Annotated in this window: 14 protein-coding genes; 12 read left to right on the forward strand and 2 right to left on the reverse strand. The window is 58.5% G+C overall.

Features of this window, described 5'->3' with window-relative positions; genetic code table 11:
- The first annotated feature begins 36 nt into the window (after positions 1–36).
- The 8 genes from ACZRMS_RS24765 to ACZRMS_RS24800 all read left to right on the forward strand — a co-directional run bounded on the left by ACZRMS_RS24765 (position 37) and on the right by ACZRMS_RS24800 (position 10,726).
- Positions 37–1,662 carry an ABC transporter substrate-binding protein gene (locus tag ACZRMS_RS24765; RefSeq protein WP_463997458.1) on the forward strand — a complete coding sequence of 542 codons (1,626 nt, stop codon included), beginning with the start codon at positions 37–39 and terminating at the stop codon, positions 1,660–1,662.
- Positions 1,663–1,956: 294 nt separating this feature from the next.
- A complete protein-coding gene (locus ACZRMS_RS24770; RefSeq protein ID WP_463997459.1) occupies positions 1,957–3,555 on the forward strand; it encodes an ABC transporter substrate-binding protein in 1,599 nt (532 codons plus the stop codon).
- A 162-nt stretch (positions 3,556–3,717) separates the two neighbouring features.
- On the forward strand, positions 3,718–5,082 hold the full coding sequence (locus tag ACZRMS_RS24775) for an OprD family porin (protein WP_463997460.1): 1,365 nt from the start codon (positions 3,718–3,720) through the stop codon (positions 5,080–5,082).
- An 87-nt stretch (positions 5,083–5,169) separates the two neighbouring features.
- Positions 5,170–6,765, forward strand: coding sequence for an ABC transporter substrate-binding protein (locus tag ACZRMS_RS24780; protein WP_463997461.1), 1,596 nt, complete (start codon positions 5,170–5,172; stop codon positions 6,763–6,765).
- Between the two features lie 75 nt (positions 6,766–6,840).
- Positions 6,841–7,851 (forward strand): ABC transporter permease subunit, encoded by a 1,011-nt coding sequence (locus ACZRMS_RS24785; RefSeq protein ID WP_463997462.1) that lies wholly within the window; start codon positions 6,841–6,843, stop codon positions 7,849–7,851.
- A gap of 10 nt (positions 7,852–7,861) precedes the next feature.
- Positions 7,862–8,773 carry an ABC transporter permease subunit gene (locus ACZRMS_RS24790; protein WP_463997463.1) on the forward strand — a complete coding sequence of 304 codons (912 nt, stop codon included), beginning with the start codon at positions 7,862–7,864 and terminating at the stop codon, positions 8,771–8,773.
- Between the two features lie 10 nt (positions 8,774–8,783).
- Positions 8,784–9,752, forward strand: coding sequence for an ABC transporter ATP-binding protein (locus ACZRMS_RS24795; protein ID WP_463997464.1), 969 nt, complete (start codon positions 8,784–8,786; stop codon positions 9,750–9,752).
- Positions 9,752–10,726, forward strand: coding sequence for a peptide ABC transporter ATP-binding protein (locus ACZRMS_RS24800; RefSeq protein ID WP_463997465.1), 975 nt, complete (start codon positions 9,752–9,754; stop codon positions 10,724–10,726). Before ACZRMS_RS24795 ends, ACZRMS_RS24800 begins: the two co-directional genes overlap by 1 nt.
- Before the next feature lie 102 nt (positions 10,727–10,828).
- Here the strand turns inward: ACZRMS_RS24800 and ACZRMS_RS24805 are convergent, their stop codons facing one another.
- Both ACZRMS_RS24805 and ACZRMS_RS24810 read right to left on the reverse strand, forming a co-directional pair.
- A complete protein-coding gene (locus ACZRMS_RS24805; protein ID WP_463997466.1) occupies positions 10,829–11,125 on the reverse strand; it encodes a hypothetical protein in 297 nt (98 codons plus the stop codon).
- Between the two features lie 280 nt (positions 11,126–11,405).
- The gene (locus ACZRMS_RS24810) at positions 11,406–12,989 is read right to left on the reverse strand and encodes a peptide chain release factor 3 (RefSeq protein WP_463997467.1); all 1,584 of its coding nucleotides are present in this window, start codon (positions 12,987–12,989) and stop codon (positions 11,406–11,408) included.
- Between the two features lie 338 nt (positions 12,990–13,327).
- Between ACZRMS_RS24810 and ACZRMS_RS24815 the strand changes: the two genes are divergently transcribed.
- From ACZRMS_RS24815 to ACZRMS_RS24830, 4 genes are read left to right on the forward strand one after another with little or no spacing between them, the layout of a single operon-like run.
- On the forward strand, positions 13,328–14,044 hold the full coding sequence (locus ACZRMS_RS24815) for an ABC transporter permease (protein WP_048359225.1): 717 nt from the start codon (positions 13,328–13,330) through the stop codon (positions 14,042–14,044).
- A 25-nt stretch (positions 14,045–14,069) separates the two neighbouring features.
- Positions 14,070–14,963, forward strand: coding sequence for a glycine betaine ABC transporter substrate-binding protein (locus tag ACZRMS_RS24820; RefSeq protein ID WP_463997468.1), 894 nt, complete (start codon positions 14,070–14,072; stop codon positions 14,961–14,963).
- Positions 14,964–14,972: 9 nt separating this feature from the next.
- Positions 14,973–15,626 (forward strand): ABC transporter permease, encoded by a 654-nt coding sequence (locus tag ACZRMS_RS24825; protein ID WP_463997469.1) that lies wholly within the window; start codon positions 14,973–14,975, stop codon positions 15,624–15,626.
- A complete protein-coding gene (locus ACZRMS_RS24830) occupies positions 15,623–16,780 on the forward strand; it encodes an osmoprotectant ABC transporter ATP-binding protein OsmV (protein WP_463997470.1) in 1,158 nt (385 codons plus the stop codon). The genes ACZRMS_RS24825 and ACZRMS_RS24830 overlap by 4 nt, the downstream gene beginning before the upstream one ends.
- Positions 16,781–16,982 lie beyond the last annotated feature (202 nt).

Consider the following 16,982-nt stretch of genomic DNA (forward strand, 5'->3'; position numbering starts at 1 on the left):
CCTCAAACCAAAAATGACAAAAATCATGAGGCCACCATGTTCAAACACGCGGTCATTCCGTTTTTAGTAGGCGCCAGCCTGTTGGCAAGTGCACCTTTCGCCCACGCAGCGACCAACCTGGTGTTCTGCTCCGAAGGCAGCCCGGCCGGTTTTGACCCGGGCCAGTACACCACCGGCACTGACTTCGATGCGTCGGCAGAGACCATGTTCAACCGTCTGAGCCAGTTCCAGCGTGGCGGCACCGCCGTTGAGCCAGGCCTGGCGACCAGCTGGGATGTCTCGCCGGACAACCTGACATGGACCTTCCACCTGCGTGATGGCGTCAAGTTCCACACCACGCCGTACTTCAAACCGACCCGTGATTTCAACGCCGACGACGTGCTCTTCACGTTCAACCGCATGCTCGACAAAGACATGCCGTTCCGTAAGGTCTACCCCACCGAATTCCCTTATTTCACCGACATGGGCATGGATAAAAACATCGCCAAGGTGGAAAAAATCGACGACAAGACCGTGCGCTTCACGCTGAACACGGTCGATGCCGCATTCATCCAGAACCTGGCCATGAGCTTTGCCTCCCTCCAGTCCGCCGAGTACGCCGACAAGCTGCTCAAGGAAGGCAAGCCTGCCGATATCAACCAGAAACCGATCGGCACCGGCCCGTTTGTATTCAAGAGCTACCAGAAAGACTCGAACATCCGTTACACCGGCAACAAGGACTACTGGAAGCCTGAAGACGTCAAGATCGACAACCTGATCTTCGCCATCACCACCGACCCGTCGGTGCGCATCCAGAAGCTTAAAAAGAACGAGTGCCAGGTCACCCTCTTCCCGCGCCCGGCAGACCTCAAGGCCCTTGGCGAAGATCCAAACCTGAAGATGCCTCACCAGGCAGGCTTCAACCTCGGCTACATCGCCTACAACGTGATGGACAAGATCAAGGGCAGCAACGAGCCGAACCCGATGGCCCAGCTCAAGGTCCGTCAGGCGCTGGACATGTCGGTGAACAAGCAGCAAATCATCGACTCGGTGTACCAGGGTGCAGGCCAGCTGGCTGTTGGCTCCATGCCGCCGACCCAATGGTCGTATGACACCAGCATCAAGGACGCTCCTTTCGATCCGGAAAAAGCCAAGCAGCTGCTTAAAGAAGCGGGGATCAAGGACGGCACCGAAATCACCCTGTGGGCCATGCCGGTTCAACGTCCTTACAACCCAAATGCCAAGTTGATGGCGGAAATGCTTCAGTCCGACTGGAGCAAGATCGGCATCAAGGCCAAGATCATGACCTATGAATGGGGCGAGTACATCAAGCGCTCCAAGGGCGGTGAGAACGGCGCGATGCTGATTGGCTGGAGCGGCGACAACGGTGACCCGGACAACTGGCTCGGCACGCTGTTCGGTTGCGACTCGCTGGAAGGCAACAACTTCTCCAAGTGGTGCGACCCGCAGTTCGACAAGCTGGTTAAAGCCGCCAAGGCCACCACCGATGTTGCAGAGCGCACAAAACTGTACCAACAGGCGCAGCAACTGCTCAAAAGCCAAGTCCCAATGACACCTATCGCACACTCGACGGTGTATCAACCGATGCGCAAAAACGTAGAGGATTTCAAGATCAGCCCGTTCGGCTTGAACTCCTTCTACGGAGTCAGCATCACCAAATAAAGGACCGGTGAATGCGGCTACAAAGCCGCATTTGCTTACCCGCCAAGGCGTCGGAAATATCCTTCAGCTTAAAGCCACCGCGAACTACAGCGGAGGCTATAAGACGTCGAGATTTTTCCTACAGCTCGGTCAGTCCCGACGCATTTACTCCTGCTCGTCGCCCCTCTAACGTCGGCGTACGGCCTCTCTATTGCGCCGGTTACAGCACCGTTGCTGTGAAGTTGACGCCTGAGCGACCGCGCAGCTGCCAAAGCGCGTATTCAGGACTCAATAACAAAAAGGAATGGGATCGCCATGCGCAACCCTCTGGTTTTATCTGTTTTGCTCAGTGCCGGCGTACTTGCCGGCAGCCCGCTCGCGAGCGCCGCCAACAGCCTGGTGTTTTGCTCTGAAGGCAGCCCTGCCGGTTTTGATACCGCGCAGTACACCACCGCCACCGACAACGACGCGGCCGAGCCGATCTACAACCGCCTCGCCGAATTCGAAAAAGGCGGCACCGCCGCGGGCCCGGCCCTCGCCACTCGCTGGGATATTTCCGAGGACGGCCTGACCTATACCTTCCACCTGCGTGACGGGGTCAAGTTTCACACCACCAAGTGGTTCACTCCGACCCGTAATTTGAATGCCGATGACGTGCTCTTTACATTCAACCGCATGCTTAATCCCGAGCACCCGTTCCGTAAGGCTTACCCGACCGAGTTCCCTTACTTCACCGGGATGAGCCTGGACAAGAATATCGCCAGCGTCGAAAAAACCGACCCGATGACCGTGGTCATGAAGCTCAATTCGGTAGACGCCGCCTTTATTCAAAACCTGGCCATGAGCTTTGCCGCGATCCTGTCCGCCGAATACGCCGATCAACTGCTCAAGACCGGCAAACCCAGCGACATCAACCAGAAGCCGGTCGGTACCGGGCCGTATGTGTTCCAGCGCTATCAAAAAGACTCGAACATCCGGTATGCCGCCAACAAGGAATATTGGGACCCGAGCCAGGTCAAACTCGATAACTTGATTTTCTCGATCAACGTCGATGCCTCCGCCCGCATGCAAAAGCTGCGCAAGAACGAGTGCCAGGTTTCGCTGAGCCCGCGCCCGGCAGACGTCGCTGCCCTCAAGGCAGACCCGAAGCTGCAGGTCATCGAGAAGCCCGGCTTCAACCTCGGTTACATCGCCTACAACGTGCAGCACAAGCCGTTTGACCAGTTGCAAGTGCGTCAGGCGCTGGACATGGCCGTCAACAAGGACGAGATCCTCAAGGCCGTGTACCAGGGCGCAGGCCAAAAGGCAGTCAATGCCATGCCGCCTACCCAATGGTCCTACGACGAAACCATCGTTGACGCCCCCTACAACCCTGAAAAAGCCAAAGAGCTGCTCAAGGCCGCAGGCGTCAAGGAAGGCACCGAAATCACCCTGTGGGCCATGCCCGTACAGCGTCCTTACAACCCGAACGCCAAGCTCATGGCCGAAATGCTGCAGTCGGACTGGGGCAAGGTCGGGCTCAAGGTCAAGATCGTCAGCTATGAATGGGGCGAGTACATCAAGCGCACCAAAAATGGCGAGCACGACATCAGCCTGATTGGCTGGACCGGCGACAACGGTGACCCGGACAACTGGCTCGGCACGCTGTACAGCTGCGACGCCATTGGCGGCAATAACTACTCCATGTGGTGCGACAAGGACTACGACGCACTGGTCAAAAAAGCCAAGACCGTCACCGACCGTGACCAACGCACGGTGCTCTACAAACAGGCCCAGCAGTTGCTCAAGCAACAGGTGCCGATCACACCGATTGCACACTCCACGGTCAACCAGCCGTTAAGCGCCAAAGTCGAAGGGTTCAAGGTCAGCCCCTTCGGACGCAACGCCTTCTCGGGTGTCAGCCTCAAAGACTAAGCCCGCAAATCGTCCCGGCCTCGGCAGGCCACTGGAAGTGGTCCGCCGAAGCTTCGCCGATCTGCAACCAGGCAAACGTTTGCAACGCTTTAAATGTTCCACAACAGCTTGGCCAACAAAAAAAGGCCGGCAATAAAAAAAGAAAACAAAGGAGCCTCAACCATGAAAGTCACTAGCAGCGCGTTGTTAGCCTTGTCCATCAGCAGCCTCACGGCGATGGCACATGCCGATGAGTTCATGCCTACCGAATTGAAAGCCACCAGCGCTCAAAGCGAAACCAAGGGCTTCATTGAGGAGCAGACACTGAGCGGTACCACCCGCAACTGGTACGCCAACGAACTCAAGCGTCGCGATGATCGCTTCAGCTACAACAAGCATGGCACCCGCGAGTCCACCCCGCGCCGGATCAACTGGGTGCAGGGCACCATCCTCGATTACAAGTCGGGCTTCACCCAGGGCACCATTGGCTTCAGTACCCAGTTTGCGGCTTACAACGCCATTGCACTGGACCGTGACGCCAAGGACATCGCCGGCCCGAACAACCGCACCCTCACCCACAGCGACGGCGATGCCGTCGGCCAGTGGAGCAAACTGGGCCTGGCCAACCTCAGCGCACGCATCTCCAACACCACACTGACCGTAGGCCGGCAGAACTTCAGCAGCCCGACCATCGATGTGATCGGCAACCGCGCACTGCCTTCCAGCTTCCAGGGTGTGGGCCTGCACAGTGAAGAGTTCAACAACCTGTCCTTCGACGCAGGCTCCTTCGACCGCGTATCCCCGCGTACCGAACAAAGCCTGAGCAAGTTTCGCAGCGAATACGGCGCAGCCGGTGCCGAGACTGACCGTGCCAGCGTTGCAGGCCTGAACTATCAGCCGTTCAAAAACCTGAAAACCACGCTGTACGCGACTCACGTTGAAGACTTCTGGAACCAGTACTACTTCGGCGCCGTACACGACATCGGCGACAACGCCGTGCTGGGCCTGAACACCAATCTCAACTACTACAAAACCCTAGATACCGGCAGCAAGGCCCTGGGCAACATCAACAACGATGCCTACAGCCTGGCATTCGGCCTGACCCACCAGGCCCATACCGTGACCCTGGCGTTCCAGCAAATCGTCGGCGACGAGTACTTCGACTACCTGCACGAAACCAACGGTATCTACCTGGCCAACTCCCTGCTCTCGGACTTCAACGGCCCGAACGAGAAGTCGCTGCAACTGGCCTACAGCATCAACATGGCGCAATACGGCATTCCAGGCCTGAAGTTCAACGCTTACCACGCTCGCGGCTGGGACATTGACGGTACCAAGTACAAAGGCACCGCCTACGACGTGAAAAACATGGACGGCGAAGATCACTCCGAATACAGCATTGGCACTTCCTATGCTGTTCAAAGCGGTCCACTGAAAGCCACTGCCATCCGCGCGACCTACACCACCCACCGCGCCAGCAAAAACCAGTCTGACGGCAACATCAACGAGTTCCGTCTGGTAACCACCATCCCGTTCAACATTCTGTAAACACACCCGTTGCACACAAGGACCGCGGCTGATTCGACGAATCAGCCGTCGTCGTTACGCTGGTTCAACTGATTGGAGAGGATTGCCATGAAAAGACTTCCACTACGCACCGCCATCGCCGTGGCACTGCTTAGTACAGCGGTCAGTGTTTCGGCCAAAAACCTGGTGGTCTGCACCGAAGCCAGCCCTGAAGGGTTCGATATCGTCCAGTTCACCACTGCCGTAACGGCCGATGCCTCAGCTGAAACCATCCTCAACCGCCTGGCCGACTTTGCTCCCGGTACGACAAATGTTGAACCCGCCCTGGCCGAACGATGGGACATCAGCCCCGACGGTCTTGAGTACACCTTTTACCTGCGCCCCGGCGTGAAATTCCACACCACCGATTACTTCAAACCGACCCGAACCCTGAACGCCGACGATGTTGTCTGGAGTTTCCAGCGCCAGCTGGACCCGAATCACCCGTGGCACAAACTGTCGTTGGTCGGTTACCCCTACTTTGAAAGCATGGGCTTCAAAGGCCTGCTCAAAAGCGTCGAAAAAGTTGACGACCTGACAGTAAAAATCACCCTCAACCACGCTGAAGCACCATTTTTGCGCGACGTGGCCATGCCTTTCACGTCCATCTATTCAGCTGAGTACGCCGACCAGCTGCTCAAGTCCGGCAAAACAGCGGACCTGAACAACAAGCCCATCGGCACCGGCCCGTTTATCTTCGTGCGGTACAACAAAGATGCCCAGGTACGCTTCAAGGCCAACCCGGACTACTTCCGTGGCAAACCGCCTACCGATGCACTGATCTTCGCCATCACCACTGACAGCAACGTGCGCCTGCAAAAGCTCAAGGCCAACGAATGCCAGATTGCGCTGTACCCCAAGCCCGATGACGTCAAAAACATCCGCACCGACCCGAACCTCAAGGTCGATGAACTGGCAGCGCTGATGACCAGCTATATCGCCATGAACTCCAGCCACAAATACCTGAGTGATGTACGGGTGCGCAAAGCCATCGACATCGCCTTCGACAAACAGACCTACCTCAACACCGTGCACGGTGAAGGCAACGCGCTGATCGCGATCAACCCGTACCCGCCCACCATGCTTGGCTACAACAAAAGCATTCAAAGCCCGCCCCGCGACCTGGACAAGGCCCGGGCGCTGCTCAAGGAAGCCGGCGTACCGCCAGGCACGGTAATGACCCTGTTCACCCGTAACGGTGGCGGGCCAACCAACCCCAACCCGATGCTGGGCGCGCAATTGCTGCAGTCGGACCTTGCCCAGGTCGGCATCAAACTGGACATTCGCGTCATGGAATGGGGCGAAATGCTCAAGCGCGCCAAGAGTGGCGAGCATGATCTGGTCTCTACGGGATGGGGCGGCGATAACGGCGACCCGGACAACTTCCTGACCCCGCTGCTTAGCTGCGAGGCCGCCAAAAATGGCGAGAACTACGCACGCTGGTGCAATAAAGACTTCGAAGCCCTGATTACCAGGGCCCGAAATATCAGTGAACCCGCTGAACGGGCTGCACTCTATGAACAGGCGCAGCTCATTTTCAATCAAGATCAACCCTGGATTAACGTAACCCATCCTATGCTCTTTACAGCCATGCGCAAAAACGTCGAGGGCTATACCCTTAGCCCGCTGACCAACAACAACTTCGCCACGACCCAGGTGAAGTAGAACAATAAAACACCCGCCAGGATTCACTTGAACACTGGCGGACCTGCCTAACCGGCTGATGAGGTACACCACACGATGTTTAGTTTTATTGCCCGCCGAGTGGGGTTGTTGATCCCCACTTTCTTCGGCATCACCCTGCTGACCTTTGCCCTGATCCGCATGATCCCGGGCGATCCGGTTGAAGTCATGATGGGTGAGCGTCGGGTCGATCCCGAAATGCACGCCCAGGCCATGGAACGTCTGGGCCTGAACAAGCCGCTCTATGAACAATATATTGACTACGTCACCAAGCTCGCCCATGGCGATTTGGGCGAGTCATTGAGAACCCGTGAAAGCGTGTGGACCGAATTTTCCGCGCTGTTCCCTGCCACCCTTGAACTGGCGTCAGCGGCGCTCTTGTTCGCCGGCATCTTCGGGTTACTGGCGGGGGTTATCGCTGCGCTCAAGCGAGGCTCGTTATTTGACCACGGGGTGATGGGCATCTCCCTGGCGGGTTATTCGATGCCAATCTTCTGGTGGGGCCTGATTCTGATCATGTTCTTCTCGGTGGGCCTGGGCTGGACCCCGGTTTCCGGGCGGATCGACCTCTTGTACGACATTGAGCCCAAAACCGGCTTCATGCTCATCGACACCCTGCTCAGCGATGAACCCGAAGCCTTTTGGGACGCGCTGCACCACATGATCCTGCCCGCCATCGTGCTGGGCACCATCCCGCTGGCCGTGATCGCCCGCATGACCCGTTCATCCATGCTCGAAGTGCTGCGCGAAGACTACATCCGTACCGCCCGCGCCAAAGGCCTGTCGCCTGCGCGCGTGGTGTTCGTGCATGGCCTGCGCAATGCCCTGATCCCGGTACTGACCGTGGTCGGCCTGCAAGTCGGCACCCTGCTGGCCGGTGCCGTCCTGACCGAAACCATCTTCTCCTGGCCCGGTATCGGCAAGTGGCTGATCGAAGCCATCGGCGCCCGGGACTATCCCGTGGTGCAAAACGGCATTCTGCTAATCGCCTGCCTGGTGATTCTGGTCAACTTCGTAGTGGACATCCTCTACGGCTTTGCCAACCCACGCATCCGCCACCAGCGCTGAGATCCTGACCATGACTTCATCTACAAACGCTACCGAAGTGGATCAAAGCCTGCTTTATCCATCGCCTTACAAAGAATTCTGGCACGCGTTCTCCCGGAACAAAGGGGCCGTTGCCGGCCTGATGTTCATGTGCGTCATCGTGTTCTGCGCGATCTTTGCCCCGTGGGTCGCGCCCCATAGCCCGAGCGAGCAGTACCGCGACTTCCTGCTGACCCCGCCGGTCTGGCTCGAAGGCGGCCAGTGGCAATTTTTGCTCGGCACCGACGAACTGGGCCGTGACCTGCTGTCGCGCCTGATTGAAGGCTCGCGCCTGTCGCTGCTGATCGGTTTGTCGTCGGTGGTGATCTCGCTGATTCCGGGCGTGATCCTGGGGCTGTTTGCCGGGTTCTTCCCGCGCCTCCTCGGCCCGACCATCATGCGCTTGATGGACATCATGCTGGCCCTGCCATCCCTGCTGCTGGCCGTGGCGATTGTCGCCATCCTCGGCCCTGGCCTGATCAACACCGTGATCGCCATCGCCATCGTGTCCTTGCCGTCCTACGTGCGTCTGACCCGGGCCGCCGTCATGGGCGAGCTCAATCGCGACTACGTGACCGCTGCCCGCCTGGCCGGTGCCAGCTTGCCGCGCCTGATGTTCGTCACCGTGCTGCCCAACTGCATGGCGCCGTTGATCGTTCAGGCCACCCTCAGTTTCTCCTCGGCAATTCTCGACGCCGCGGCACTGGGCTTCCTCGGTTTGGGCGTACAGCCGCCAACTCCGGAGTGGGGCACCATGCTCGCCTCGGCCCGTGACTACATCGAACGCGCCTGGTGGGTGGTGAGCCTGCCCGGTCTGACCATTTTGCTCAGCGTGCTGGCAATCAACCTGATGGGCGACGGGCTGCGCGATGCGCTGGACCCGAAACTCAAGAACGCCGCCTGAGGAGATTCCCATGTCACTGTTAGAAATCAAGAATCTCAACGTTCGTTTTGGCGACGCCAAGGCGGTGCCGGTGGTCGACGGCCTGAGCCTGTCTGTGGATAAAGGCGAAGTCCTGGCCATTGTGGGCGAGTCGGGGTCCGGCAAGTCCGTGACCATGATGGCGCTGATGGGCCTGATCGAGCACCCCGGCATCGTGACCGCCGACGCGCTGAACTTCGACGGCAAGAACATGCTGACCCTCAGCGCCCGTCAACGCCGGCAAATCGTCGGCAAAGACATGGCCATGGTCTTTCAGGACCCGATGACCGCGCTGAACCCCAGCTACACCGTGGGCTTCCAGATCGAAGAAGTGCTGCGCCTGCACCTGAAAATGTCCAGCAAAGCTGCGCGCAAACGGGCGATAGAGCTGCTGGAAAAAGTCGAAATTCCGGGGGCTGCCAGCCGCATGGAAGCCTACCCGCACCAGTTGTCGGGTGGCATGAGCCAACGCGTGGCGATTGCCATGGCCATTGCCGGTGAGCCCAAACTGCTGATCGCTGACGAGCCGACTACCGCGCTGGACGTGACCATTCAAGCCCAGATCATGGAGCTGCTGCTCAACCTGCAGCGCGAGCAGGACATGGGCCTGGTACTGATCACCCACGACCTGGCCGTGGTCGCCGAAACCGCCCAGCGGGTCTGCGTGATGTACGCCGGCCAGGCTGTTGAAGTCGGCAATGTACCGGGGCTGTTTGATGTGCCCGCGCACCCGTACAGCGAAGCATTGCTGGCCGCGATTCCGGAACACAGCATGGGCTCGGCGCGCCTGGCCACCTTGCCCGGCATCGTGCCGGGGCGTTACGACCGCCCGCAAGGCTGCCTGTTGTCGCCACGCTGCCCGTACGTCCAGGAAAAATGCCGTCAACAACGTCCTGAGCTGGAACAAAAAGCTCATAGCCAGGTGCGCTGCTTCTTCCCCTTGAATCAGGAGGTGGCGTAATGACTGTCGTTCTTACCGCCCGTGACCTAACCCGTCATTACGAAGTGTCCCGTGGCCTGTTCAAAGGCCACGCACTGGTACGCGCCCTCAACGGTGTGTCGTTTGAACTTGAAGCCGGCAAAACCCTGGCGGTGGTTGGCGAGTCAGGTTGTGGCAAGTCCACCCTGGCCCGCGCCCTGACCTTGATTGAGGAGCCGTCCTCGGGCTCGTTGAAAATTGCCGGGCAGGAAGTGACGGGCGCCAACAAGGCTGAGCGCAAGCAACTGCGCAAAGACGTGCAGATGGTGTTCCAGAGCCCTTACGCCTCGCTGAACCCGCGGCAGAAAGTGGGTGACCAGCTGGCCGAGCCGCTGCTGATCAACACCAACCTGAGCGCCAGCGAACGCCGCGAAAAAGTCCAGGCCATGATGAAACAGGTCGGCTTGCGCCCTGAGCACTACCATCGCTACCCGCACATGTTCTCGGGCGGTCAGCGTCAGCGTATTGCCCTGGCACGGGCCATGATGCTGCAACCCAAGGTGCTGGTGGCCGACGAACCGACCTCCGCGCTCGACGTGTCGATTCAGGCGCAGGTGCTCAACCTGTTCATGGACTTGCAGCAAGAGTTCAACACCGCCTACGTTTTCATCTCGCACAACCTGGCGGTGGTGCGGCATGTGGCTGACACGGTATTGGTGATGTACCTGGGCCGCCCGGTCGAAATGGGGCCCAAGGAAGAGATCTACACCCGGCCGTTGCATCCCTACACCCAGGCATTGCTCTCGGCCACCCCGACCATCCACCCGGACCCGGACAAGCCGAAAATCAAGATCGTGGGTGAGCTGCCCAACCCGCTGAATCCGCCGTCAGGCTGTGCTTTCCACAAGCGCTGCCCCTATGCGACCGAGTTGTGCAGCACTGTCGAGCCGGCCTTGCGCCTGCTCGACAACCGCCAGGTTGCCTGCCATCACGCGGAACAGTTTCTAACTGACTGACGCTTATGCGGGAGCGGGCTTGCTCGCGATAGATTCGACTCGGTTATCCAGACAGACCGGGTCGTCTGCATCGCGAGCAAGCCTGCTCCCACAGTTCAAGGACTACGTCTGGCTATCGCCTTCGTCACCCTCATCACCTCCATCGCCGCTATCGCCACCGCCATCTGCACCGCCGTCACCATCGGTCTGGTCATCATCCCCCGAGCTGCCGCCCTGCCCCTGATCACCAGGCTCCGAGTCCGACTTGTAAATCGCATGAATCGTCGGCCCCGGCACACCTGTCGCAGAAAACCCTGCCCCCGGGCTGGTCAGCGGATTACTCGCCCATGCCGCCGACGCACTCACCGTCAGCAACACCAGCACCTTGAGCAACAACACGATGCGTTGAAAAAGCTTCATGGCGATTTCCATCCTGTGTGTGAGAAATACCCTTTAAAACTAGTTCGCCTGCCTCACAATTTCCCGAAAACCCACAGGTCGCTATAGATCCATTTGGACTAATGCCATGTAGAAAAACACCACAACTTTGTAGCCGCTGCCGCAGGCTGCGATAAGGACCGCAGGGCCTTCACGACCCCTTCAGGCTCGATCGCAGCCTTCGGCAGCGGCTACAAATTCACGCCCATAAAAAAAGCGAAGCCCAAAGGCTTCGCTTTTTTTCAACCAGACGCCTGAGCCCTTAGTGGTGCTCACGCGTTGCGCGGAACTTCACATCCGGCCAGCGCTCTTCCATCAACGCCAGGTTGACGCGCGTCGGAGCCAGGTAGGTCAGGTGACCGCCGCCATCGATGGCCAGGTTTTCCACAGCCTTGATCTTGAACTCTTCGAGCTTTTTCTTATCGCTGCAGTCAATCCAGCGCGCCGACCACACGGTGATTGGCTCGTAGGAGCATTCCACCTTGTACTCGCCCTTCAGGCGGCTCGCGACCACGTCAAACTGCAGCACACCCACGGCGCCCAGAATGATGTCGTTGCTGCGCTCCGGGAAGAACACCTGGGTGGCGCCCTCTTCGGCCAGTTGCTGCAAACCCTGACGCAATTGCTTGGACTTGAGCGGATCGCGCAGGCGCACGCGACGGAACAGTTCCGGGGCAAAGTGCGGGATACCGGTAAAGCTCAGGCTTTCGCCTTCGGTAAAGGTGTCGCCGATCTGGATGGTTCCGTGGTTGTGCAAACCGATGATGTCGCCCGCATAGGCTTCTTCGAGCTGTTCACGCTCAGAGGAGAAGAACGTCAGCGCATCGCCGATTCGTACGTCTTTGCCGGTACGCGCGTGGCGCATTTTCATGCCCTTTTCGTACCTGCCCGAGCAGATACGCATAAAGGCGATACGGTCGCGGTGTTTGGGATCCATGTTTGCCTGGATCTTGAACACGAAACCGCTGAATTTCTCTTCGGTCGGCTCAACCGTGCGCTCGTTGGCCACACGGGGCAACGGCTCGGGAGCCCAGTTCACAACGGCATCAAGCACGTGGTCGACACCAAAGTTGCCCAGTGCAGTACCGAAGAACACCGGCGTCAGCTGGCCATCAAGGAATTCCTGCTGGTTGAATTCGTGGCAGGCGCCCTGCACCAGTTCCAGCTGGTCGACGAAACGCTGGTACTCGTCACCCAAGTGGGCACGTGCCTCATCGGAATCGAGTTTTTCGATGATTTTGACATCGGTGCGCTCATGGCCGTGACCGGCGGTGTAAACGATGATGTAGTCGTCTGCAAGGTGGTAAACACCCTTGAAGTCACGGTAGCAACCAATCGGCCAGGTGATCGGCGCAGCCTTGATTTTCAGGACCGCTTCGATCTCGTCCAGCAACTCGATCGGGTCGCGAATATCGCGGTCGAGTTTGTTGATGAAGCTGACGATTGGCGTATCGCGCAGACGGCAAACGTCCATCAGGGCGATGGTCCGTGGCTCAACACCTTTACCGCCATCGAGCACCATCAGGGCCGAGTCGACCGCCGTCAGTGTGCGGTAGGTGTCTTCCGAGAAGTCTTCGTGGCCCGGGGTGTCGAGCAGGTTGATCATGTGGTCGCGATACGGGAACTGCATGACCGACGTGGTAATCGAAATACCCCGTTGTTTCTCCATTTCCATCCAGTCGGAGGTGGCATGGCGGTCGGACTTTCGCGATTTCACCGTACCGGCGATAGCAATCGCCTTACCCATCAGCAGAAGCTTTTCGGTGATGGTGGTCTTACCCGCATCGGGGTGGGAAATAATAGCGAAAGTGCGGCGTTTCGCGACTTCGGCGGCCTGGTTGGTCATGGGAAATCGCCTGACGATTGATTCAAAAAAGGGCGCGGATTATAGCCCAAATACGGCCTGCACAGCCACCGTTGGTACCATGCCTCGTCGGACAAGGGTGGCATTGTGCCGTAAATAATGTGAACCTTTTAAGCAGTGGAGGCGTCCACTCTCCTGATACGACAAACCGTCAGGGGCTGGAATATCAGCAAGTTAGCCTGACGAGGCTGCGCTAATGACAGGTGATGAGGGCGCTTTTCGCCACCGCCTGTTGCTCTTCGCGAACGCAATTGTTGGCAGCCAGGAATGGCATTGCCACACGACAATGTGTTCGCCGACTGAAAAAAAGGAGTCCGTCTGTGGCTAATCGCTATGGAAAAGGGCTTATAGGATGTGCGGTTGTAATCGCGCTTCTGGCCCTGTTGGTCCACTGGATCGGCATCAGCACTATCGAACACTATCAAGATGATTTGTTGTTCTACCTGCAAGCCCACCTGTACCTGGTACTCGCTTCAATGCTCGCCGCCCTCCTTGTAGGGATACCCGCTGGCATTTTCCTCAGCCGACCGAATATGGCCGGACGTGCGGAACGCTTCATGCAAGTCTTCAACATCGGCAACACCGTCCCACCACTGGCCGTACTGGCCATTGCCCTGGGTTTTCTGGGGATCGGTAGCGGTCCTGCCATCTTCGCCCTGTTTCTCGCCTCGTTGCTGCCCATTGTGCGTAACACCTACGAAGGCCTGAAAAACGTACAGGGTTCGCTCAAGGAAGCCGCCGTCGGCATCGGCATGACCCCGCGCCAAGTGCTCTGGCGGGTCGAACTGCCCAATGCCGTGCCCATCATCATGGGTGGCGTGCGCGTCGCACTGGCGATCAACGTCGGTACGGCACCGCTGGCGTTCCTTATCGGCGCCAACAGCCTGGGCAGCCTGATTTTCCCCGGCATCGCCCTTAACAATCAGCCGCAATTAATCCTCGGGGCGGCCTGTACCGCACTGCTGGCATTGCTGCTCGACGGCCTGGTGATACTGATCAGCCGCCGGTGGTTGGAACGCGGCCTGCGACCTGTTTAAGGTCTGGCTGAGCAAAGGAATATCCATGAAAAAAATAAGCTTGTTTTTAGGCTGCATCCTGCTGTTCGCAGGAATTGTTCAAGCCGCAGAAAAACCCCTGGTCCGGATTGGGGCGCGGGTCTTTACCGAGCAAACCTTGCTCGCAGAAATTACTGCGCAATACCTCAAGAGCAAGGGCTACAACGCTCAAGTGACAGGTGGACTGGGCAGTAGCCTGGCGCGCAGTGCCCAGGAATCCGGGCAACTGGACTTGATCTGGGAGTACACCGGCGTGTCACTGGTGGCTTACAACCACGTGACCGAAAAACTCGACAGCCAGCAATCCTTCGACCGGGTTAAAGAACTCGACGCTAAAAAAGGACTGGTCTGGCTGCACCCGTCCAAGTTCAGCAACACCTATGCCCTGGCGTTGCCTGAGGACGTGGCCAAGAAGTATCCCGACATCAACACCATCAGCGACCTGAACAAGGCGCTGCGAGATCCTGCGAATAAAAACGCACTGGTTTCACTGGATACCGAGTTCGCCAATCGTTCAGATGGCTTGAAAGGTATGGTCGAGCTGTACGGCATGGACCTGAGCCGCAGAAACATCCGCCAGATGGACGCAGGGCTGGTCTACACCTCGTTGAAAAACGGTCAGGTGTTTGCCGGGCTGGTCTACACCACTGACGGTCGCTTGAGTGCTTTCGATCTCAAGCTGCTCGAGGACGACATGCATTACTTCCCCGACTACACCGCTGCGCCCGTGGTACGACAGGAGTACCTGGACAAGCATCCTGACCTGGCGGATTTGCTCAAACCACTGGCTGATCTGTTTGACGACGAAACCATGCGCCAGCTCAACGCGCGGGTCGACGTGAACCACGAAAGCCCCTCCAAGGTGGCCGCAGACTTCCTGCGCCAGCATCCACTCAACTAAGGAAAAGACATGGAATTTTTAAACGCCTTTTCCCACATGGACTGGTCGCTAGTACTGCATCTGACTTGGCAGCACATCACCCTGGTCGGTATTGCCGTGATCCTCGCGATCTTGATCGGTGTGCCGCTGGGCGTGCTGATGACGCGCTTCCCGTCACTGGCCGGCCCCCTGCAAGCCAGCGCCACCGTGCTGCTGACCATTCCGTCTATCGCCCTGTTCGGCCTGCTGTTGCCGTTCTATTCCAAGTTCGGCCAGGGTCTTGGCCCGATGCCGGCCATCACGGCGGTGTTCCTGTATTCCCTGCTGCCAATCATGCGTAACACGTTCCTGGCCCTCACCGGTGTGGAACCGGGTATCCGTGAAGCTGCACGCGGCATCGGCATGACCTTCGGCCAGCGCCTGCGCATGGTTGAACTGCCGATCGCGGTACCCGTGATCCTGGCCGGTGTACGCACCGCCGTGGTGATGAACATCGGTGTAATGACCATCGCTGCCACCATCGGTGCCGGCGGCCTGGGTGTACTTATTCTTGCTGCAATCAGCCGTAGCGACATGTCGATGCTGATCGTCGGCGCCGTGCTGGTCAGTGTTCTGGCCATCATCGCTGACCTGCTTCTGCAATGGCTGCAACGCTCGCTGACTCCAAAAGGACTGCTCAAATGATCGAACTTCAAAACCTCAGCAAAACTTTCCAAAGCAACGGCAAAGACGTAAAAGCCGTGGACTCGGTAAGCCTGACCGTCAACGAAGGCGAAATCTGCGTATTCCTCGGGCCTTCGGGTTGCGGTAAAAGCACCACGCTGAAAATGATCAACCGCCTGATCAAGCCAACTTCCGGCAAGATCCTGATCAACGGCGAGGACACCACCGACCTCGACCCGGTGACCCTGCGTCGCAACATCGGTTATGTCATCCAGCAGATCGGTCTGTTCCCCAACATGACCATCGAGGAAAACATCACCATCGTTCCGCGCCTGCTGGGCTGGGACAAGCAGAAGTGCCACGACCGTGCGCGCGAACTGATGAGCATGATCAAGCTCGAACCCAAGCAGTACCTGACGCGCTACCCGCGTGAGCTTTCGGGTGGCCAGCAACAGCGGATCGGTGTGATTCGTGCCCTGGCCGCTGACGCACCGCTGCTATTAATGGACGAACCTTTTGGCGCGGTCGACCCGATCAACCGCGAGATGATCCAGAACGAGTTCTTCGAGATGCAGCGGGCGCTGAACAAGACCGTGATCATGGTCAGCCACGACATCGACGAAGCCATCAAGCTGGGCGACAAGATTGCGATTTTCCGTGGTGGCAAGCTGTTGCAGATGGACCACCCGGACACCCTGCTCGCCCACCCGGCCGATGATTTTGTCAGCAACTTTGTGGGCCAGGACAGCACGCTCAAGCGCCTGCTGCTGGTCAAGGCCGAAGACGCTGCCGACAACGCGCCGTCGGTCAGCCCTGAAACCCCGGTGGCCGAAGCGCTGGAGCTGATGGACGAACTCGACCGTCGTTATGTCGTCGTGACCTGCGCCGACAACAAGGCCCTGGGCTACGTGCGCCGTCGCGACCTGCACCGTCAGACCGGCACCTGTGGCCAGTATCTGCGCGAGTTCACCGCCACTGCCGCGTCCGAGGAACACTTGCGCATCCTGCTGTCGCGCATGTACGAGTTCAACCGTTCGTGGTTGCCGGTCATGGACGCTGAGCGTGTGTTCCAGGGTGAAGTGACCCAGGAGTCGATTGCGGCTTACCTGAGCTCCGGCCGCTCCCGCGGGGCCAAGACCAGCATTGTGTCGCCGGCTGATATCGCGCTGGCTTAAGAACTGCTGGAGCGGGCTTGCTCGCGATACTCGCGACTCGATTACTCTGCTTGACCGCGCTGATGCCATCGCGGGCAAGCCACGCTCCCACAAGGACGAAAGCCCCTGTGGGAGCGGGCTTGAACTGGCCTAATGAATTCGGACACATCAATAGGGCGCTATGATTGCGCCCAAATCTGAGGTGTGTTTGATGATGCGAAAG

The sequence above is a fragment of the Pseudomonas sp. B424 genome, from assembly GCF_055408345.1.